Source organism: Mycobacterium sp. E342 (assembly GCF_001667665.1).
Lineage (GTDB): Bacteria > Actinomycetota > Actinomycetes > Mycobacteriales > Mycobacteriaceae > Mycobacterium.
In genome coordinates this window covers 1-19,598 of record NZ_LZJM01000266.1, presented here as the reverse complement: position 1 = coordinate 19,598, position 19,598 = coordinate 1, and the positions used below count along the sequence as shown (strand labels likewise).

The following is a 19,598-nucleotide window of genomic DNA, read 5'->3' as shown; positions in this document are numbered from 1 at the left end:
AAACGTTGTGCTGCCGTGTCAGTCTCGGCCGGGCAGCCGCGTCGTGACCTCTTGGACCAGCCACGTGTTGCCGTCGGGATCGGCGAAGGAGAAGTACGACTGGTAACTGGTGTGCTCGGGATCGGGCCCGGGCAGCCGTGCTTCGGCCGGGAACGGCACGCCGTGCCACATGTCGCTCGCGCCGACGCCGCGGCGGAGGAGGTCGTCGTGGGCCGCTTCGATGTCGGAGACGGTCAGCACCGCCTGGGCCGAGCCGGGCGCCGACGGGGTGATTCCGTCGCCGAACGTGACCGAGCAGGACGAGCCCGGCGGCGTGAACTGGACGACGCGGACGCCATGTCCTGGCGTGGTGTCGCCGTCAAAGCGCCACCCCAGGCTGTCGTAGAACTGTCTCGCGCGGTCAACGTCCGATACGGGGACGACGTGGACCTCGAGGTGCATGCCGACCATTGTCCCCGCGCCCGGGGGCGGGACTCAAACGCGGTCCCGCCTACCAATGCACGCCGGGCACCAACCGCACCAGCCGCTTGACTCCCCGCGGTGTCCGGATGCCGCCGGTGACCGCGCGGACCGGCCGCCTCGGCTTGCGCCGCGCCGGGGTGGCCGCGGGCGGTTCGGTGGGCAGGCCGCGTGCGGCGGCCGAGTCGGGGTATCCCAGGTAGAGCTGGTGCAGGATGCGCCGCGACGTCCGCGGCGCGAAGTAGTGGCCGACTTCGGCGAGCGTGCCCAGCGGGGTGTCGATGCGCGCGGGCTTCTCGACCAGGCCGCGGACCACCATCGCGGCCGCGTGCTCCGGGCTGATCGCGGGCACCGGGTTGAGCCGGTGCGACGGCGCGATCATCGGCGTACGAACCAGCGGCATATGGATGTTGGTGAACGTGACGTGGTCGGACAGCGTCTCGGACCCGACCACGTCGGCGAACGCGTCCAGCGCCGCCTTGGTGGGCAGGTACGAGCTGTACTTCGGGTTGCGGGCCTGCACGCCGGCGCTGGAGACGTTGACCACGTGGCCGAAACGGCGTTCGCGCCAGTGCGGCAGCAGCGCCAGCACCATCCGCACCGCGCCGAAGTAGTTGACCGCCATCACCCGTTCGTAGTCGTGCAACCGATCGGTCGAGTTGACCACCGAGCGGCGGATGGACCGCCCGGCGTTGTTCACCAGGTAGTCGACGTGGTCGAAGCGGCCCAGGATGTCCTTGATGGTGTGCTCGACCGAGGTGGAATCGGTGACGTCGCAGGTGAACGCGTGCGCGTCGCCGCCGCCCGCGCGGATCTCGGCGACCAGTTGATCCAGCGCGTCGGCGCTGCGGGCCAGCGCGAAGACCGTCGCGCCGCGCTCCGCGACCGCGATCGCCGCCGCCCGGCCGATCCCGCTGGATGCGCCGGTGATGATCACGTGCCGGCCGCGCAGCGGATCGTTACGGCGGGCGCGGTCGGGGTCGAGGTGCTCGGCCCAGTACCGCCACAGCTGTGGCGCGTAGCCGGCGAACTCCGGAACCTCGATCCCGGTGCCCGCCAGGGCTTCCCGGGTTTTGTCGCTGACGAAGGTGGGCTTGAGGTCGACGAGGTCGAAGACCTCGGCCGGGATCCCCAGCTGGGTGGCCGCCATGTTGCGCAGCACCCGGGCGCGCCCGCGCGCCTTCAGCAGCGGGGCGGCCACCGAGCCGGGCAGCGACCCGCGGGCCGGGGGCAGGCCGGCCGCCTTGGCGACGCCGCGGTAAATCCCGCGCAGGCCAACGGTTTTGGGCGCGGTGAGGTGGAACGCCTGACCGTCGCGCCCCTCGGTGTGCATGAGCGCGACGAGCGCGTCGGCGACGTAATCGACCGGCACGATGTTGGTGCGGCCGGTGTCGGGCAGCAGGATGGGCGTCAGCTTCGGCAGGCCGGCCAGCGCCGACAAGACGCCGAAGAAGTAGTACGGCCCGTCGACCTTGTCCATCTCGCCGGTGCGCGAGTCGCCCACCACCACCGCCGGGCGGTAGATCCGGTAACGCAGCCCGGGCGTCGAGCGCACCAGCTGTTCGGCCTCGAACTTGGTCCGGTGGTACGGGGTCGGCAGCTGCTGGCCGACGTCGAAGTCGTCCTCGGTGTACTCGCCGGGGAAGTCGCCCGCCACCGCGATCGAGGACACGTGATGCAGCGTCGCGCCCAGGCGCCGCGCCAGCTCGATGACGGCGAGGGTCCCTTCGACGTTGACGGCCTTCTGCTCGGCCTCGCCGGCGGTGATGTCGTAGACGGCGGCGCAGTGCACGACGTGGTCGACCGGGCCCAGCTCGGCGAGGGTCTGGTCGGTCAGGTCCAGCTCCGGTAGCCCGGCGACCAGCGGTTTGGCCCGCTCGCCCCATTCGGCCGCCAGCCGCTCGAAGCGGCCCAGCGACTGCCGGCGCACCAGCACCCACACCTGCGCGTCGGCCCTGGTCTCCAGCAGACGATCCACGACGCGGCGACCAATAAACCCGGTACCGCCGGTAACGACATACCGCATGGAGCCATCGTGGCGGGTGGTCGGGGGCCCCGTCAACCCAGTGGCGATCGCAAGCGCACAGGTTATCCCTATGAATGGGGTGAGCGATGGCATTAATCTCATCCTAAATTGAGTTCTCTGTAAACCTGTTGCGGGCGGGCGCTGACAGGAGTTGCCATGCCGGTAGGTCTACCCTCGGGCGCTTCGAACAACAACCGCGCGGCCAACTCGTTCTGGTTCTGAGGCTTGTGACGGGTGAGAGAGCGCAGCGTCTGTCAGGCCGACCGGGTCCATCGGCGCACAAGCATGCGGGCGGTCGGCCCCACCCATCTACAGGCCCAACAAAAGGGATGCGAGGACATGACCAAGCGTTTCGAGGGTAAAGGTGGCCTTCATCACGGGAGCGGCACGTGGGCAAGGGCGTTCGCACGCAGTGCGTTTCGCCGAAGAAGGCGCGGACATCATCGCACTTGACGTGTGCGCGCAACTGCCCAGTGTCGTCTATCCGATGGCCACCCCTGAGGATCTGGACGAGACTACCGGCTGGTCGAGAAGACCGGGCGCCGGATCGTGGCCGGACAGGCCGACGTTCGCGATTGGGATCATTTGACGGCACTGGTCGATCGGGGAGTTGATGAATTGGGACGGCTGGACTTCGTCTTGGCCAATGCCGGGATCATGCCCAGTATCGGCGAACCGGCACAACAACTCTCGGCATTTCGTGATGCCATCGACGTCATGCTCACCGGTGTGTACCAGACCATCGAAGCGGCGCTGCCTACCATGCTGGGTCAGGTGATGGCGGAGCCGTTGTGATCACGAGCTCGGCCGCCGGGCTGAAGGTGGCGGGTGTCAGGTTCAGCACGATAAGCCATGGTGGTGCTGGCTACGCCGCCGCCAAGCATGGCATGGCACCGTCGGCATCATGCGGTATTACGCAAACGCGCTGTCAATACACCCATGGTCGTCAACGAACAGTAGGCCGAGTACGCGGCCACGCCATCCCCAGTTCGGTGACACGATGCGGAATCTGCTCCCCGTCGGCATTGTGGAACCATGGGCATCAGCGAGGCCATGGTGTATCTGTGCGATGAGTCGGGGCGTTTCATCACCGGTGCTGCCATGCCCGTCGACGCTGGCTTCGTCATCGGGTGATGTCGCGGCGTCAATGATGTTGGCACACGGACGATCCGTCTCATCATGCCGTCGTGTCCAGATCGGCAGTGTTGGTGATGGCGGTTTGATGACCCGAAATCGATTGTCGAAGCGAGTGTTCGGCCCCGATCCGGCGGTGTTGCGCGCGACGGTGTGGCGGTGCGTAGCGGCCTCTGATGGGGCGATGTCCGCCCCGCGCGGCGCTGGCCCGGCTGATCCGCTAGCGCCTGAGGTCGTCGCCGATCTCGCGCAGCGTCAAAGCATCCACACCATCGGCATGCCCGGCACGCTGTGGGGAACATGGAAAGAGGGGCGTTTCTGTTACTTCAGGTTGAGAGGGGCGGTGGCCTGCCCCGCCCGCGCGTCGACTGCTTGGGCGTGCGCACTTCACCACCGCAGCTTAGATCGCACAGCTGCACTGTTGGCGTGCTGGTCACCGTCGGCCAGATCCTCTTACAGGTAGGGGTGCAAGGCCGATAGGAATTGGCGAGCGAGGATATATTCGGAGATCTTCGAGTCGTCGTGATGCGCCTGCAGCGCAACCCGGAATGCGCTGATCACCACTGATGACAGGAAATCAGCGGTGGGCGAGTCTGGCTGAAGTCCCAGGCGCGCGGCCAGCAATGGCCGCAACGCGCGTTGAGAGTCGGCGTGGATACGCAGCCAGGTCGGCTCGAGTTCGGGTGAGTTGGGCAGTGTGACGAGAAACTCGCGATACCGCTCGGAGTACTCGCCCTCTGCCGCTTGCGCGAAGGCGGCGATGAGGTTCTCGACCAGCGGGGCGTCTGGATCGGTGTCTGCGAACGCTTGAATGCAGGTCCTCCACATGGTGTCCAGGATGGGCGCGATCGCGTCAGCTTTGGTGCGGAAGTACCGATGGAAGGTGCGCACGGACACGCCCGCGGCGGCGGCGACGGCTTCGACGGTGGTGTTGTCGAAGCCGTTGGCGGCGAACAACGCCAAAGCGACTGTCGAGATCTCTAATTCGGTGGCCTGTCGTCGGCGATGCCGTAAGTCACCCAACTCCATCATGCAGTGATGATACACACATTACGCCATCATGACACTTTCTGCCAAGGTGGCGTAATGTGAAGTCGCTGCGGTTGGTGGATGCGGACCTGCAACGCGGCCGGATGCAAGAACCCTGGCGTCGAGGCGTCAGGCATCAGATGACAACAGGAGGAGGCACCCATGAACCGGGTAGTCGGCAAGGTCGCTCTCGTTACAGGCGCGGCGCGCGGGCAGGGTCGAGCCGAGGCGGTCAAGCTCGCCCAGGAGGGCGCCGATGTGATCATCACCGACGTGTGCGCCCGGGCCACCGAGACCGACTACCCGCCAGCCACTGTCGAAGACCTCGCCGAAACCGCTCGGCTGGTGGAGAAGACCGGTCAGCGGGTTGTTCATTCGGTTGCCGACGTACGGGACCTTGCCGCGTTGGAAAGCCTTGTGCGCGAGGGTGTTGCAGAACTCGGGCGATTGGACATTGTCGTGGCCAACGCAGGGATCGTTAGTTGGGGCCGGTTTTGGGAGATGAGCCCACAAAGGTGGCAAGACATGATCGATATCAATCTGACCGGGGTCTACAACACGTTGCGCGCAGCCGCGCCGGCGATGATAGAAGCCGGTAACGGTGGATCGATCATCGCCACCAGCTCGGTCGCCGGAATCAAGTCCCTACCGGGGCAGGCCCACTACAGCGCCGCCAAACACGGGGTTGTTGGCCTGGCCAAGTCTGCCGCCATCGAACTCGCCCCATACCGGATTCGGGTCAACACCGTGCACCCGTGGGCAGTGAACACGGCCATGGGTCAACACGGGACCGAAATGCAGAAAATCTTCTCCGACAACCCTTCCTACGCCGCCGCGATGGCACAGTACTGGTTCGATCCGGCAATCTCCGAGCCCGACGACATCGCCAATGTCGTGGTATTTCTGGCCAGCGACGAGTCACGGACGATGACCGGCGGGCAGATCACCGTCGACAACGGCGCCACCAAGATCTGATCTCAAACCCCACCGCAAAGAAGGACCTCTAGTCATGGCAAATCCATGGTTCGAAACCGTCGGCGAAGCTCAGCGCCGCGCGAAACGCAGACTGCCGCGCTCGGTATACTCCGCCTTGATCGCCGGAACCCAGGCTGGCGTTACTGTCAATGACAACGAAAAAGCCTTCGCCGAACTCGGATTCGCACCACACGTGATCGGTGTTCAGGCCCAACGCGATCTAACCACGACGGTATTGGATCAACACCTTTCCATGCCGGTTTTGATCTCCCCCACCGGAGTTCAGGCTGTCGATCCCGACGGCGAGGTCGCGGTGGCCCGCGCCGCCGCTGCGCGCGGGATCGCCATGGGGCTCTCAAGCTTCGCGTCCAAGCCGATCGAGGAGGTGGTTGCGGCCAACGACAAGACGCTCTTCCAACTCTATTGGGTGGGATCGCGCGATGAGATTCTGGCCAGGGCCGTGCGCGCCAAGCAAGCCGGCGCAACAGGATTGATCGTCACCACCGACTGGGTTTTCAACGTCGGCCGCGACTGGGGCAGCCCCGAAATACCCGAGCGGGTCAATCTGAGGGCACTGATGAAGCTCGCACCCGAGATTGCGGTGCGGCCGCGATACGCGTTGCGCTGGGTGCGCGGGGGAAAGGTCACCATCCCGGATCTGACTGTCCCGAACATCAATGGCAAAAACGCCCCCGCGCCAACCTTCTTCGAAGCCTACGGTCAGTGGATGAACACCCCGCCGCCCACGTGGGATGACCTTCGATGGCTACGCGAGCAGTGGGATGGACCGTTCATGGTCAAGGGAATCACCCGTATCGACGACGCCAGGCGGGCTGTCGACATCGGCGCCTCTGCCATCTCGGTGTCCAACCACGGTGGGAACAACCTCGACGGAACGCCGGCGACGATCCGCGCTCTGGGTCCTGTCGCAGACGCGGTAGGCCACGAGGTCGAAGTCCTTCTCGACGGCGGCGTGCGCCGAGGTAGTGATGTGGTCAAAGCACTCGCCTTGGGTGCGCGCGCGGTGATGATCGGGCGCGCCTACCTGTGGGGCCTGGCGGCCAACGGCCAGGCCGGAGTGGAGAACGTGCTGGATCTGCTACGCATGGGCATCGATTCGACGCTGATGGGGCTGAGCTGCAGCAGGGTCCAGGAGGTCAACCGCGAACACATCATCGTCCCCGCAGGATTCGAGTCTGCGCTGGGCGTTTCTGCCTGACCTGCGGGTCGCAGGGTCACGGTCGGTCGACGCAGCCTCGACGGGGAGGCAGTCAAGTCAGACGACGGCAACTGCACGCAATCGACTCGGCCGCACCGGCTCTCGGTTGCAGCGTCACTCGCAGTGCGCCGCGGTGGGCGGCCACCCAGGCCTGATCGCTGTGCATTGTCGATGGGGTGCGGGTTGCAGTCCAAGGGTTGCGTTTCAACCGGCCAGTGGTGGCCGCGAGTTGAGGACGATGAGGGTCCTCGCCATGGTGATCTGACAGGCGGGCCGCCTATTTGGGTTGGAAACGCTGCGCACCGTCAAGACGAAGCACTTCGCCGTTGACGTAGGTGTTTGCCAGCAGAAATGACGCGGCGTGCGCGTACTCGTTGGGTTGCCCGAGGCGCTTGGGGAATGGCACGGTGGCTGCGAACCGGGCGAGTGCCTCGTCGCCGACCGACGCCATCATCGGTGTGAGAATGGTGCCTGGCGCTACGGTGTTCACGCGGATGCCCGCGGAGCTGAGGTCGCGCGCGAACGCGAGGGTAAGACCGATGACGCCGGCCTTGGCGGCGGCGTAGGCGCTCTGACCGATCTGGCCCTCGTAGCCGGCGATGGAGGCGGTCATGACGATCGCGCCGCGTTCGCCATTGCTGTTCGGCTCGGCTTGAGAGATCGCGGATCCGACCAGCCGAGTGACGTTGTATGTGCCGCCGAGGTAGAGGTCGATTGTCTTGCGAAATGCTTCGAAATCCGCTGGTGTCCCGTCGCGGCCCACAATCCGCTCGGGGCGACCACCGAAGCCGCCGTGGGCGATGACGGCGTACCTGAGCGTGTCGAGTTCGCTGGCCCTAGCGATGGCGCCAGCGACGCTGTCGTCGTTGGCGACGTCGGTGTTGACGAAGACTGCCCCCTCACCAAGCTCGTCGGCGAGCTTGCGGCCTTTGTCGTCGGCTAGGTCGGCGATGACAACCTTGAGACCGTCGGCGTGAAGCCGTCGAACGGTGGCCTCCCCCAGCCCGCCCGCACCACCGGTCACGATGGCCGATGCGCCGCTGAAAACTGGCTGGGTCAATGCGAACTCCTTGTGTCGGTGAAGCCATGCGCGATGTCGCTGGGCGCGTTCCAAAACTCATGGTGGCCCATATCATCTAAACCATATAACGCATTGCGATGCGCTCGTGCACCGCCCCTGGGGTCGACCCTCGCCGCGTGTGCGATGTTTGGGGGCGTGGTTTGCGACGACGATCTCGTGCCGATGCCGAACAAGAGGCGATTCAGCCGCCGGCGCCTGGTCTCGCACACCGTGGGTGGCCGGAGGCTGTGAACAACGGCCCAGCAGTGCCTCTCGACGGGCCGGGGCACCGATCTTGCGGCACAACCCGGGCGGCTAGTTTGCCCGGCTAGCGGTTGCCGACTCGTCGGCCAGCTTGCGGCGTTGGTGGTGCGGGGCCCGCGCCACGTAGCCGGGTCTGTGTGCGCCCGAGTGGGCGCGCGTTGCCCTGTCCAGCGGCATCGGGTCGCTGCCGACTTGGGAGACGATCAGTATCCCGAATGGGATCAAGCAGCGAGCCGCCGCGCCGAGCGAAGTGTTCCGGCGGAGATTGATGGCGGCTGCTGACGGGTTTGGCGAGCGCCTCCTCCGATACCGGCCGCTTCAGCGGTCGGCGAGGATGAGGTCTGCAGCCCGCCAGGCCATCGCCATCACCGGCCCGTTCAGATTGCCCGACACCATTGTCGGCATGACGGAGCAGTCCATGACGCGCAGACCGTCGACTCCACGCACCCGCAGTGTCGCGTCGACGACATCATCGTCGGCGGGGCCCATGGCGCAGGTGCCTACGGCGTGGTAGCCGCAATAGCCCTGATCGAGCGAGGCGTCGATGATCTCCTGATCGGAAATCACTTCAGGTCCGGGCCGCGTTTCCTCAACGATCTCGTCGGCGATGGGCGACTGCTCGAAGATGGTACGCAGTGTGCGGAACAGGCCCGTGATCGTGTCCCGATCGTGTCGAGTCGCATAGAAGTTGGGGTCGATGTCCATCGGCGCATTGGGATCGCGGGATGTGATCGTCACTGAGCCTTCGCTGTCGGGCCGAGAGATGAACCCGATCGCTTGTAGGCCCGGTTGGCGCTCCACACCGACGTCTTGTCCGGGCTCGAGCGGTTTGGCGGAGAAAGGTGCCATGAGCAGTTGAGCGTCCGGACGGTCTTTATCGGGGGACGTCTTGAAGAAGCCCAGCACGTCGTATGCCGAGGTAGACATCGGCCCCTTGTGGGTGGCGAGATACTCGATGCCACTGAGCGCTTGTGCCAGCGGTGTTGCCAACTTCCGGTTGTATCCGACGTCGCGCTTGAGCCGGTATTGAACCGCGCAACAACGGTGTTCTCGCATCCGGCGCCCGACGTTGGGGCTGTCGACAATGGTGTCGATCTTGAGGCGTCGCAGTTCGGCGGAATCACCGATCCCGGACAGCTGCAGCAGCCTTGGCGTCGCCAGGCTGCCAAGGCACAGGATGACCTCGCGATCGGCAGTGAATGTGACCGGCATGCTTTTGTTGACGGCAGTGACGCCAGTCGCCTTATCGCCCTCGAACACCACTCCGGTGACTTGTGTATTCACCGAGATCGTCAGATTGGGGCGTTTGCGGGCGGGGCGCAGAAACGCCCACGCAGAACTGATCCGGCGTCCGTTCTTGATGGTCCGAGTCGCCGGCCCGACCCGGCACGAGTCGTCGGCGTTGAGATCGTCGGTGACCGTCATCCCCAATCCCGCGGCCGAGCTGATGAATTCGGCACAGATGGCGGGGAGGTGTTCGTCGATGGACACATCGAGTGGGCCGCCGACACCCCTGGCGGGGGCTGCACCGAGCCCGTGGTTTTCCATCTGTAGATAGATGGGCAGAATGTCGTTCCATCCCCAGCCAGGGTTGCCGAGATTCACCAGCGTGTCATAGTCGGCTGCGGCTCCCCGGTTGTACACCATGCCGTTGATAGCACTCGATCCGCCAAGCATGCGGCCGCGCGTCCATTGCTCGACTAGATGGGACGGGCCGATCGGCCGGACGGGATAGTGCCAGGCAAGCGTCGGATGACCCACGAGCTTGCCAAAACCCTTCGGAATCCGCACCAATGGGCTGCGGTCGCGCGGGCCGGCCTCGACAAGCAGCACTCGGTTAGCGGGATCTGCAGACAGCCGATTCGCCAGGACGCATCCCGCCGAACCGGCACCGACGATGATGTAGTCGAAGTGGCTCATTTTGGCCACGTCCTCCTCTGTGAGATGTGACTCTTGCGCTGCGGAGCGAGTACGCGGTGTGAATAGCGAGCGCTACTGGCGTGACACTTATAGTACACTCTTTACTGATTTGGTAGCGGCGGGCCCTTTTTGGGCCATCGGGCGCTGCGTCGAATCGGGATCGTGTCCAACGTGTTGGCCTCTGTCAGGTCAGGTCAGGTGATGGGGCGCGTGGGCAGTGTCGTGACGCGAAGGCATTTGCGCAAGTACGCTCGCCGATGACAGGGGCGACTACGCGGGTGGCGGTTGGTAGTGTGCGGCCGAGTTGCGCAACTGCCAGATTCTGGCTAGGGCACGATCGTGATGTTTCGCCGCGACGGTCGCATCGCTTTCAGCGCATCACCGTGTTCGGCGTGCTGCCGCCGATCGCGGTTTGTCTGGCCATAATTCGGAGACTCTATGATTTGAGGACTCAGTGGGCAACTGGTCCAGGAGACCCCGAATTCAACCTCATAGCTGACCTCGTCGTCCGGACTGGGATCCAAGGGTCACCTCCACGGAGATTCAAGTCAACCCGTACAGTGTATATATTTATCTGTTTAGGGCCAGTGCTTGTGGCCTGCTTGCCGCAGGTGCGGATCGGCGCTCAAAGGACCACTGTGTCGGCTGGAGGTCTGAGTCCGATCGGCAACGCTGGCGGGGTGCGGCATGTTTGAAATCGTGACGGCCCTGAGATTGGGCAGAGGGCGGCGCGAAGTGGTAGGCCGGCCCATGCGGACATCTCAGGTGCGGAGCTTGCCGCCGGATTCCCGGCGGACCTACCGCTACTACAACAGGCCAGTCGTTAGGTGCCGTCGTGGTGGAGTTGGCGGGGTGTGTGCGAACCTGCCAGCGATACAGAATCTCGCCGTAGTGTCACGCGGTAGGTGTAGTGCTCGGGCAAAAAATAGCTAATCGATAATTCGACGGGTTCACCGAGGTCGTTGGAGTAAAGCCGGTCCACCCGCAAGACGGGATGGCTGAGGGGGCAGCGCAGTTCGGCTGCGACCTGGTCAGGAGCCAGCGCCACGGTAATGGACTGCGCCGCTTGGGCAATAGGCCGGTCGAGGCGGGGATCGAGCAATCCGATCACGGTGGCGGTGCTGACAGCGCCGGCTTTCAGTTCGGGGACATCTGCTAGAAGTTTGGCGCACTGGGGAGTGAGGTGAACAGTTGTCACGACGAAGGGGACGTCGTCGTGCAGTCGTATAAACACGATCGTGTACTGGGCGTCGGATTCGAGGCGCAGTCGGCCCGCGGCTTCGATGTCGATGCGGCGCTGCAGTGGGCTGACGACCCGCATGGTGGTGTCTAGGGACAGACACATCAGGTCTTCAATTGAACCCAGTTGGCGCAGGTAGCGGCCGGCCCTTCCCTCTGCGGCGAACGTGCCTCTGCCAGGGACTCGGTAGACCAGGCCCTCGGCAACCAATTCGGAAAAGGCATGTCGAATTGTTTGCCTGCTCAATCCGTAAGACTGCGAGAGCTCGGATTCTGTAGGTAATTGCTCGCCGTTTGAGTAGCGGCCGGAGGTGATCTGGGCGCGCAGGTCACGCGCGACTTGCCGGTACGCCGGTCCGCTGTCTGATCGGCTGAGTGTCATCGTCTCGTGGGTATTAGCCGCTTGCCGGGATTGCGGTCGATCCATCAGATGGCATCGACGCCGCGCTCGATGAGTTGTGTGGCAATGACGTTGCGCTGGATCTCGTTGGTGCCCTCTCCTACGATCATCAGCGGGGCGTCGCGGAAATAGCGTTCGACTGGATACTCCGTGGAATACCCATAGCCGCCGTGGATGCGCACGGCGTCCAAGGCGATCTGCATGGCGGCTTCGGAGGCGAACAGTTTTGCCATTCCCGCTTCCATGTCGCAGCGCTGGTTGCTGTTGAAGCGTTCAGCAGCCAGCAAGGTGAGTTGGCGCGCGGCGGCAAGTTTGGTGGCCATGTCAGCCAGCATGTTACCCACGGCCTGGTGTTTCCAGATGGGTTTATCGAAGCTCTCGCGCACTTGGGCGTATGCCAGCGCGTCCTCAAGAGCCGCGCGTCCGACTCCCAGCGCTCGTGCGGCGACCTGGATGCGGCCCGTCTCCAGGCCTTTCATCATTTGACTGAACCCTTTGCCGGTGGCGCCGCCGAGAACGGCGTCTGTGCTGGCCCGGTAGTCGGTGAAGCGCAACTCACAGCTCTCGACGCCTTTGTAGCCGAGCTTTGGTAGGTCGCGGGAGACTTCGAGGCCGGGCCCGTGCTGCACAAGGAGAATTGACATGCCCGTGTGAGGGGGCTTTGCTTGGGGATCTGTTTTGCACAGCAGGGCGATGAGGCCGGCACGGCGAGCGTTGCTGATCCATGTCTTGGCTCCATTGATGACATAGTTGTCGCCGAGCAGTGATGCGGTCGTCGTCATGGCTTGCAGGTCGGACCCACCGCCGGGTTCGGTGAGGGCCATGGTGGCGCGCAATTCGCCAGTTGCCATGTGCGGCAAATACGTTTGTTTCTGCTCCTCGGTGCCGAAATCCAACAGCAGCTTAGCCACGACGGTGTGCCCGCCCATCGCACCGGCCAGGCTCATCCAGCCTCGGGCGAGTTCTTCGGTGACGTGCACGTAGCAGGGCATCGAGACCTCGGCGCCACCGTATTGTTCGGGTATGGAGAGACCATAGATGCCGATCCGCTTCATCTGTTCAATAAGTTTTTCCGGATAGGTGTTCGCGTGCTCGAGTTCGGTGACGACCGGCTTGACGTCGCGGTCGACGAAGCGCCGCACGGTCTTGATGAGCAGTTCCTCTTCTTCGGTTAAAGACGCCATGGTGGTTCTTTCTTTGCGAGGGTTTATACGGTGCGCGAAGTGCGCAGGTCGACGATTTGTTCACTGGTGTAACCCAATTCGGCGAGGACTGAATCGGTGTGCTGGCCTAGGCTTGGCACGGGTCCCAGCACCACCGGGACACCGGGCAAGGTCGCAGGCGGCAACAGTGCGTGTATCGGGCCGTTGGGGGTGCCCGCCTCACCCCAACGGTGCCGTTGGGCCAGGGATCGGTGCGCGATGAGGTCCGCGATCGAGTTTATCGATGCGGTGGCGACGGCTGCTTCGTCCAGCAGGGCGAGGGCATCGATGGTCTTCAGCTTGGACAATCGGCCGGCGATGATAGCATTGCACTCGTCGCGGTGGGCCACCCTGGCGGAGTTGCTCGCGAAGCGTTCATCGTGCGCTAGTTGGGGCAGCGCCAACACGATTCGACAGAAGCTGGCCCATTCGCGTTCGTTTTGAACCGCCAGCAGTATGGAGCCGTCGGCGGTTTCATAGGGGCCGTATGGGGCGATCGTGGCGTGCTGGGCGCCAAAGCGGGCCGGTTGACGGCCGCTGTAGTGGCTGTAATACATTGGCGCACCCATCCATTCGGCCATGGCGTCAAACAACGACACCTCGACCGGGCCGGCCTGGCCGGTTTTCGCGCGGCGCAGCAACGCCGTCAGGATGCCGCTGAAGGCGTACATTCCGGCGGCGATGTCGGCGATGGAAATGCCTACTTTGGCCGGTGATGACGGCGTGCCGGTCAGCGACAGCAGGCCAGACTCGCCCTGCACCAGCAGGTCGTAGGCTTTTCGCTGGGCGTCCTGGCCGACGGCGCCATAACCCGAAATGCTGCAGACGATTATGTTCGGGTGACGTTGGGCCACCGCGTCGGCATCCAGATCGATCCGCCCTGCGGCCCCTGGGCCCAGATTGTGCACCAGCACATCGGCTTTGGACAACAGCGCTTCCAAGATTGCCCGGCCCGCTGCGCATTTGAGGTCGATAGTAAGGGACTCCTTGGACCGGTTGAGCCACACGAAGTAGCTGGATTGGCCCAACACCGTCTTGTCATAGTGGCGAGCGAAGTCGCCGCCGTCGGGCCGCTCGATCTTGATCACCCGGGCACCCAGGTCCGCCAGTTGCCGGGTCGCGAATGGCGCGGCGACGGCCTGCTCAACGCTGACCACGGTGGTTCCCTCTAATGGCAATGATTCCTGCAACGTCGTCGATCTCCTGGGGCGATGAAGGCCTACTGGCGATGTACGGCCAAATATACATTTGGCCGAATTTCGATTTGCCAATGGGTAGGCCAGCCACGGTTCAAGTTCGTCGCATGGATCCTCTGAGCTGGTGTTATAGGCCCAGCTGCACCTCCGGTACGGCGAAGGATAAACGTTAACCCTATTTGGCAATTTGTCTGGCGGCTGTGGGATGGAGTGCTAAGCGGCTGTGATGGCCCGCGGAGCCAGGACGCGCGGCCAAGACTGGTCTTTCCCCTGCCCGCACGCATCAGCGAAACCTCAGCGATAGGACACCATCATGCCCGGTGAGCATTGTGAGGCAGCCCGCAAGGTGCTGGCCGACGTCGACGCCGAGCTGGCCGCCAGCGCCGTCAAGTATCCGCGAACGCGCTACACGAAGACGCGCATCAAGTTATCCGCCGAGATCAGGCAGTGTGACACCGCGATCATGCGGCTGCTCAAGGCGATCAAGACCGGACTGCCGCAACGGGGGTCGCAGAAGACGATTTCTGTCGCGCCGAGCGGCCAACGCGCGATGGTGCGAGCGCCGTGCTGAGACGCGTAATATGGGGGCCCCCAACGGCTCTCGGGAACCGTCCGCGCACGCGGTGGTACGTGTGTGGGCTGTATGCGGCGTGGCATGCCGAGCTGGCCAACCGCGTCGAACGCGGCGACCCGCGCGTACGGCGCGGAATTCGCGCCGCACCTCACCGACGACGCGCAGACGAGACTGAGCGAGCGGCCACCAATATGGCCGTGACCGCCGCAACTCCAGCACCACCGCTTCGGCCCCGACGTCGTGCACGCCTTCACCCACGCTTTCACCACCTGGGGCACCCCCGCAGCCCTGCTCACCGACAACGGTGCGGTCTTCACCGCCACACCGCGCCGCGGCGGACGCACCGCACTGCAAATCCTGCTCGGCGAATTGGACATCAACTCCCGGCCCTACCACCCACAAACCTGCGGCAAGGTCGAACGCTTCCACCAAACACTCAAAAAGCGGCTCACCGCCCTGCCCCCAGCAGCAACCATCGCCGAATTACAAAGCCACCTCAACGAATTCGTCGACTACTACAACACCACCCGACCCCACCGAGCCCTACGCCGCAACACCCCACGCCAGGCCTTCGCCGGCCGACCCAAAGCCTTCCCCACCGGCTACCACATCCCGCCGCACTTCCGCGTCCGCCACGACACCATCGACGCCGCCGGCGCCATCACCGTGCGCTACAGCAGCCGCCTCCACCACATCGGACTGTCCAAACACCTACGCGGCACCCACGTCATCGTTCTCATCAACGACCTCGACATCCGCGTCCTGGCACGCGACACCGGCCAACTGATCCGCAAACTCACACTCGATCCCACCCGCGACTACCAACCACGCGGAGTAAAACCCGGAAACAGCCCCACCAACAGGCCCCACATGTAAATGATGTCCCGAGACACCTGTTCATCGCCAGCGGACGCATTCCGCCGCGCCTTACCCGGGTAGCCGAAGAATTTCTCGAAGTTCTCGTCGTTGATGGGTTGCGCGGAGTTGCGTTGAGCGGCTGCGCGTAACGCATCCAGACGCCTCTGCGCCGAATCAACCTCTTGCGGAGTGCCGAGCCGCCGGCATTGTTCAAGCTGGCATTGGACGGAGGCAATTTCGATTCGTAGCCGTTCACCGGCCTCCACGAACGTCAGCAGGTCGTGGTCGTCCTCATCCAACCTGTCGCGGTCCGTCCGTATTTGGGCCGTTCCTTCGACGAAGTCCGTCATCGCCATCTCCATCCCTGTACGCGCCTCTGGGGCCCATCATATAAGCGACAGGATGGCGTTGTTCTATATAACTAAATAATTATCTGGTTATTGGTGAGGTGATCGATGCCTACGATGCAATCCGTCGATGATGCAATTGTGCCAAGCGAAGGCGAGCTCGGTCCTGCGACTGTCCACCTGGGCGTTTGAGGAACAGCACGATCGGTCGAGCGACGGCCAGTACGCTCTGGTAGGCCAGGCGCTTGGCGGCGAAACGGTTGCGCGACTTGGAAAACGTGTTCCGATCCAACTCCAAGTGATCGGCGGCCTCGACGTTGCTGCCACCGTCGGCGCACGCCGCCACGATCCTGGCCCGCAGAGCGGGCCCGGCCGCGCAGTTGCGACGCTGGCCCCACCTTCCAACTCGGCACGTCATCATCGGTCGACGCACCCGTCGAGACGTTGGCGGAGAGGCACGAGCATCGCATGCCGCACGTCGGCGTGGTTTGTGATCGCGAGAAGCCGAATAAGAGGGAACAGGGACGTAGGCAAATTCGACTCGCTAGTCTAATCTGTTTAGAAACCAAAAATCTGGCCGGCGGGCATGCCGACGAAATACGCGACAGCCGCATGACGGACCGCTGACGAAGCGCAGAGGATATCGGATGAGACGTCTCATTTTCAGTGCCGAGCACGAGCAACTCCGTGCGACGACTAAGAACTTCATCGAACGTGAGGTCGCGCCTTACGCCGACGAATGGGAGATGCGGCGCATCGTTGACCGATCAGCGTTCATCGCCGCCGGCAAATACGGTCTGATCGGCTTCAATATGCCTGAGGAGTATGGCGGTGGCGGCAGCGACGACTTCCGCTTCAACGCGGTGATCAACGAGGAGCTGTCGAAGTTCGGAACCCGCGTCCCCGCTCTCACGCTTCAAAACGACGTTGTCGGCCCGTATTTCAAGTCTTTGGCGACTGATGAGCAGAAGCGCCGTTGGCTGCCGGGAATCGTTAGCGGACAAACCATCGTCGCGATTGCGATGACCGAGCCGGGTGCGGGTAGCGACCTTGCCGGGATCCGCACCACCGCGGTGCGGGAGGGCGACGAATGGGTCCTGAACGGGTCGAAGACCTTCATCTCCTCGGGAATCAACGCAGATCTCGTCGTCGTCGTGACGCGAACCGATCCCTCTGCCGGCCACCGGGGGTTCTCGCTCCTTGTGGTGGAGCGTGACATGCCGGGCTTCATCCGCGGTCGCAAGCTCGACAAGCTCGGTCTGCACACACACGACACTGCCGAGTTGCATTTTGAGAACGTTCGGGTGCCCGTGGCGAATGTCTTGGGCGAAGAAGGCCGCGGGTTCTACCATCTGATGCACAACCTTCCCTCTGAGCGACTGTCGATTGCTATCTCCGCGATTGCCGGCGCCCGCGAGACCTGGCGTCAGACGCTGCAATATGCGAAGGATCGCAAAGCGTTCGGTCAGTCCATCGGCAGCTTCCAGCACAACAGATTCTTGCTGGCCGAGATGGATACCGAACTCGAAGTCTCCGAGCAGTACATCGACCGATGCTTGGCCGCCGTCGTCGAGGGCGACCTATCGGCGGTCGAGGCGGCAAAGGCCAAGTGGTGGTGCACGGAAGTTGCGAAGAAGGTCGTCGACGGCTGCGTGCAGCTTCACGGCGGCTACGGCTACATGAGGGAGTACCGGGTGACCAACGACTACGCGGACGTACGCATCCAGACCATCCTCGGGGGGACGACCGAGATCATGAAGGACCTGATCGGGCGTGACCTCGGGCTTTGACTTCGCAGCAGACGACATGACGTCGCTACACATCTGCGACCAGTTGATCGAGATCAAGAGGGTGTCGATATGGATAAACCCCTGACGGGCGTACGAGTCCTGGAAATAGCGCAGTTCACCTTCGTGCCGTCGGCAGGTGCCATACTCGCCGACTGGGGTGCTGACGTCATCAAGGTGGAGAATCCGCTGACGGGCGATGCCCAGCGTCAGCTTTTCATGGCGTCGCACGGCGAGTCGTCAGAGCAATCGAGCCAGTTCTCACCCCACATCGAGGCACCCAATCGAGGTAAGCGGAGTATCGGGCTGGGTCTGACATCCCCGTTGGCGCGGCCAATCTTGGAGGCGCTGCTCCGGCGCAGCGACGTCGTCCTCACCAACCACCTGCCTGTTGTCCGGTCCAAGTTGCGTATCGATGTCGATGATGTTCGGAGCATCAATCCCGACATCATCTACGTGGTGGGTAGTGGATTCGGCGGTCGTGGTCCTGGCAGGGACCGGCCGGGTTATGACTCCACCGCATTTTGGGCGAGGGGAGGAAGTGCAGACGGGGCGACGCCGTGCCTCGCCGATCGGCCGACCTATATGCCGTGCGGTGCGTATGGCGACAACATCGGCGGGCTGGCTATCGCGGGCGGCGTGGCCGCCGCGCTCTACCGGCGTCGCATGTCCGGACAACCGTCGGTGATCGATGTGTCACTGCTGGGCGTCGGGGCATGGGCGACGCAGTTCGATGTCAACATGGCGCTGATGAGCGGCGGGCACCTGCCAAAGGTGGAACTCGACACGCCCATGGCAGGCAATCCGCTGGTCGCGAGCTACCGCACGCGCGACGGCCGGTTCATTCAGTTGACAATGCTCGACCCGTTGTCCTATTGGTCGGAGTTCTGCATGTGCATGGGCAGCCCGGAAGCCGCCGCGGACAAGCGCTTTGCGACAATCGACGGTATCGCCGAGAATATCCACTCCGCATGTCGGATCGTCGCGGAGTTGATCGGCCGGTATCCCCTCGACGAATGCGAGCGACGGCTCAACGGATGTAGTGGCGCGTGGACGGTGTGGCAGGACAGCTGGGACCTCGCCAACGACGAGGACCTGGTCGCCAACGGTGGGATCATCGAAGTCGTTGACGCGCAGGGTGTTCGGCGCAAGCTGGTGGCGAATCCGGTTCAGTTCGACGTTGCGACTGTTCCGTCGAAGCGGGCGCCGCAATTCGCCGAACACACCGACGCCATCTTGCGCGAGATCGGGGTTGACGATGTCACGTTCGGCGAGCTCAAGATGGAAGGCGTCATCGCTTAAGGTGGCCGCTCGCCTCTGAGAGTTCGTTGTCGCGCTGTACTAGCCTGAGTTGGAATCTACTGATACCGCGGTCACCCCGTCATGCCCAGCATCTAGCCAGATATATATATATATATATATATATATCTTATGGGCAACGCGCCAACCTCGTGAAAGTATTCACTCGATCTCTGGATGCGCATGGAGGCCCGCGTACGCTTGGCGGCGACAGGCTGGGTACCACCTTTGACGCTCAAACATGTTGCTGCCATCGCGAACTGCGCTATCGGCCGCTGCAGGCGATCAGTTCCGGGTGACGCGAGTTCGGAAGGGCTGGATTATCTCGTCCGCGCCGGTATACCGTAATTTTCTGCAGTAGATTCGGGGTCCGTGAAAAGGTTGCAGGGCAAGCGGGCGGACATCTCGGAGGCGTGTTGTGACTTGTACACGCGCAACGGGCGTCGCGCACGCCACTCGGAAATCCGAGCTGCGAGAGGGCGGTTAAGTGGTCGCGACTGTCGCCTCCTTGATCGACCTGCTTGACGTCCGATTCGTCGCAAGCGATTCCTACGTAGGGATCACGCCCGACATCGGTATGCCTCGGGTCTTCGGCGGACAGGCGGCGGGT

At 63.6% G+C, this 19,598-nt stretch carries 15 protein-coding genes and 1 pseudogene; 7 read left to right on the top strand and 9 right to left on the bottom strand.

Going from position 1 to position 19,598, the window contains the following annotated elements:
- Positions 1–18: 18 nt before the first annotated feature.
- Together A5692_RS20930 and A5692_RS20925 are read right to left on the bottom strand one after the other, a co-directional pair.
- The gene (locus tag A5692_RS20930) at positions 19–441 is read right to left on the bottom strand and encodes a VOC family protein (protein WP_197509461.1); all 423 of its coding nucleotides are present in this window, start codon (positions 439–441) and stop codon (positions 19–21) included.
- A gap of 49 nt (positions 442–490) precedes the next feature.
- Positions 491–2,485 (bottom strand): SDR family oxidoreductase, encoded by a 1,995-nt coding sequence (locus tag A5692_RS20925; RefSeq protein ID WP_067928040.1) that lies wholly within the window; start codon positions 2,483–2,485, stop codon positions 491–493.
- A 339-nt stretch (positions 2,486–2,824) separates the two neighbouring features.
- On the opposite strand from A5692_RS20925, the pseudogene A5692_RS20920 reads away from it, so the two are divergent.
- Positions 2,825–3,619 (top strand): annotated as a pseudogene (locus tag A5692_RS20920) (mycofactocin-coupled SDR family oxidoreductase).
- A 453-nt stretch (positions 3,620–4,072) separates the two neighbouring features.
- Here A5692_RS20920 and A5692_RS20915 read toward each other — a convergent pair.
- Entirely contained in the window at positions 4,073–4,651 is a 579-nt protein-coding gene (locus A5692_RS20915; RefSeq protein WP_082962961.1) for a TetR family transcriptional regulator, read from the bottom strand.
- A gap of 159 nt (positions 4,652–4,810) precedes the next feature.
- On the opposite strand from A5692_RS20915, the gene A5692_RS20910 reads away from it, so the two are divergent.
- Both A5692_RS20910 and mftD read left to right on the top strand, forming a co-directional pair.
- A complete protein-coding gene (locus tag A5692_RS20910; protein ID WP_067928035.1) occupies positions 4,811–5,623 on the top strand; it encodes a mycofactocin-coupled SDR family oxidoreductase in 813 nt (270 codons plus the stop codon).
- A 34-nt stretch (positions 5,624–5,657) separates the two neighbouring features.
- Positions 5,658–6,842, top strand: coding sequence for a pre-mycofactocin synthase MftD (mftD, locus tag A5692_RS20905; protein WP_067928032.1), 1,185 nt, complete (start codon positions 5,658–5,660; stop codon positions 6,840–6,842).
- Between the two features lie 277 nt (positions 6,843–7,119).
- Here mftD and A5692_RS20900 read toward each other — a convergent pair whose 3' ends face one another.
- The 5 genes from A5692_RS20900 to A5692_RS20880 form a co-directional block, all read right to left on the bottom strand.
- A complete protein-coding gene (locus A5692_RS20900) occupies positions 7,120–7,902 on the bottom strand; it encodes an SDR family oxidoreductase (RefSeq protein ID WP_067928030.1) in 783 nt (260 codons plus the stop codon).
- A 582-nt stretch (positions 7,903–8,484) separates the two neighbouring features.
- On the bottom strand, positions 8,485–10,086 hold the full coding sequence (locus tag A5692_RS20895; protein ID WP_067928136.1) for a GMC family oxidoreductase: 1,602 nt from the start codon (positions 10,084–10,086) through the stop codon (positions 8,485–8,487).
- An 823-nt stretch (positions 10,087–10,909) separates the two neighbouring features.
- Entirely contained in the window at positions 10,910–11,707 is a 798-nt protein-coding gene (locus tag A5692_RS20890) for a GntR family transcriptional regulator (protein ID WP_067928134.1), read from the bottom strand.
- A 44-nt stretch (positions 11,708–11,751) separates the two neighbouring features.
- Positions 11,752–12,909 (bottom strand): acyl-CoA dehydrogenase family protein, encoded by a 1,158-nt coding sequence (locus A5692_RS20885; RefSeq protein ID WP_067928027.1) that lies wholly within the window; start codon positions 12,907–12,909, stop codon positions 11,752–11,754.
- Positions 12,910–12,932: 23 nt separating this feature from the next.
- On the bottom strand, positions 12,933–14,117 hold the full coding sequence (locus A5692_RS20880) for a CaiB/BaiF CoA-transferase family protein (RefSeq protein WP_067928024.1): 1,185 nt from the start codon (positions 14,115–14,117) through the stop codon (positions 12,933–12,935).
- 319 nt (positions 14,118–14,436) lie between these two features.
- Here A5692_RS20880 and A5692_RS20875 point away from each other — a divergent pair, with 319 nt between their 5' ends.
- Positions 14,437–14,694: a hypothetical protein gene (locus tag A5692_RS20875; protein ID WP_067928021.1), complete on the top strand. Its 258-nt coding sequence runs from the start codon at positions 14,437–14,439 to the stop codon at positions 14,692–14,694.
- 243 nt (positions 14,695–14,937) lie between these two features.
- Positions 14,938–15,573, top strand: a complete 636-nt coding sequence (locus tag A5692_RS20870; protein WP_369829030.1) for an integrase core domain-containing protein — start codon at positions 14,938–14,940, stop codon at positions 15,571–15,573.
- Here the strand turns inward: A5692_RS20870 and A5692_RS20865 are convergent.
- Positions 15,516–15,905 carry an acyl-CoA synthetase gene (locus tag A5692_RS20865; protein ID WP_231984392.1) on the bottom strand — a complete coding sequence of 130 codons (390 nt, stop codon included), beginning with the start codon at positions 15,903–15,905 and terminating at the stop codon, positions 15,516–15,518. The two genes, A5692_RS20870 and A5692_RS20865, sit on opposite strands and share 58 nt — an antisense overlap.
- 644 nt (positions 15,906–16,549) lie before the next feature.
- Here A5692_RS20865 and A5692_RS20855 point away from each other — a divergent pair.
- Both A5692_RS20855 and A5692_RS20850 read left to right on the top strand, forming a co-directional pair.
- The gene (locus A5692_RS20855) at positions 16,550–17,692 is read left to right on the top strand and encodes an acyl-CoA dehydrogenase family protein (protein WP_067928013.1); all 1,143 of its coding nucleotides are present in this window, start codon (positions 16,550–16,552) and stop codon (positions 17,690–17,692) included.
- Between the two features lie 69 nt (positions 17,693–17,761).
- On the top strand, positions 17,762–18,991 hold the full coding sequence (locus A5692_RS20850; protein ID WP_067928010.1) for a CaiB/BaiF CoA-transferase family protein: 1,230 nt from the start codon (positions 17,762–17,764) through the stop codon (positions 18,989–18,991).
- The last annotated feature ends 607 nt before the right edge of the window (positions 18,992–19,598 follow it).

Coding starts and splice junctions, on each gene's coding strand:
- A5692_RS20930 (WP_197509461.1), bottom strand. CDS start 441: ATGCACCTCGAGGTCCACGTCGTCCCCGTATCGGACGTTGACCGCGCG.
- A5692_RS20925 (WP_067928040.1), bottom strand. CDS start 2,485: ATGCGGTATGTCGTTACCGGCGGTACCGGGTTTATTGGTCGCCGCGTC.
- A5692_RS20915 (WP_082962961.1), bottom strand. CDS start 4,651: ATGATGGAGTTGGGTGACTTACGGCATCGCCGACGACAGGCCACCGAA.
- A5692_RS20910 (WP_067928035.1), top strand. CDS start 4,811: ATGAACCGGGTAGTCGGCAAGGTCGCTCTCGTTACAGGCGCGGCGCGC.
- mftD (WP_067928032.1), top strand. CDS start 5,658: ATGGCAAATCCATGGTTCGAAACCGTCGGCGAAGCTCAGCGCCGCGCG.
- A5692_RS20895 (WP_067928136.1), bottom strand. CDS start 10,086: ATGAGCCACTTCGACTACATCATCGTCGGTGCCGGTTCGGCGGGATGC.
- A5692_RS20890 (WP_067928134.1), bottom strand. CDS start 11,707: ATGACACTCAGCCGATCAGACAGCGGACCGGCGTACCGGCAAGTCGCG.
- A5692_RS20885 (WP_067928027.1), bottom strand. CDS start 12,909: ATGGCGTCTTTAACCGAAGAAGAGGAACTGCTCATCAAGACCGTGCGG.
- A5692_RS20875 (WP_067928021.1), top strand. CDS start 14,437: ATGCCCGGTGAGCATTGTGAGGCAGCCCGCAAGGTGCTGGCCGACGTC.
- A5692_RS20865 (WP_231984392.1), bottom strand. CDS start 15,905: ATGACGGACTTCGTCGAAGGAACGGCCCAAATACGGACGGACCGCGAC.
- A5692_RS20855 (WP_067928013.1), top strand. CDS start 16,550: ATGAGACGTCTCATTTTCAGTGCCGAGCACGAGCAACTCCGTGCGACG.
- A5692_RS20850 (WP_067928010.1), top strand. CDS start 17,762: ATGGATAAACCCCTGACGGGCGTACGAGTCCTGGAAATAGCGCAGTTC.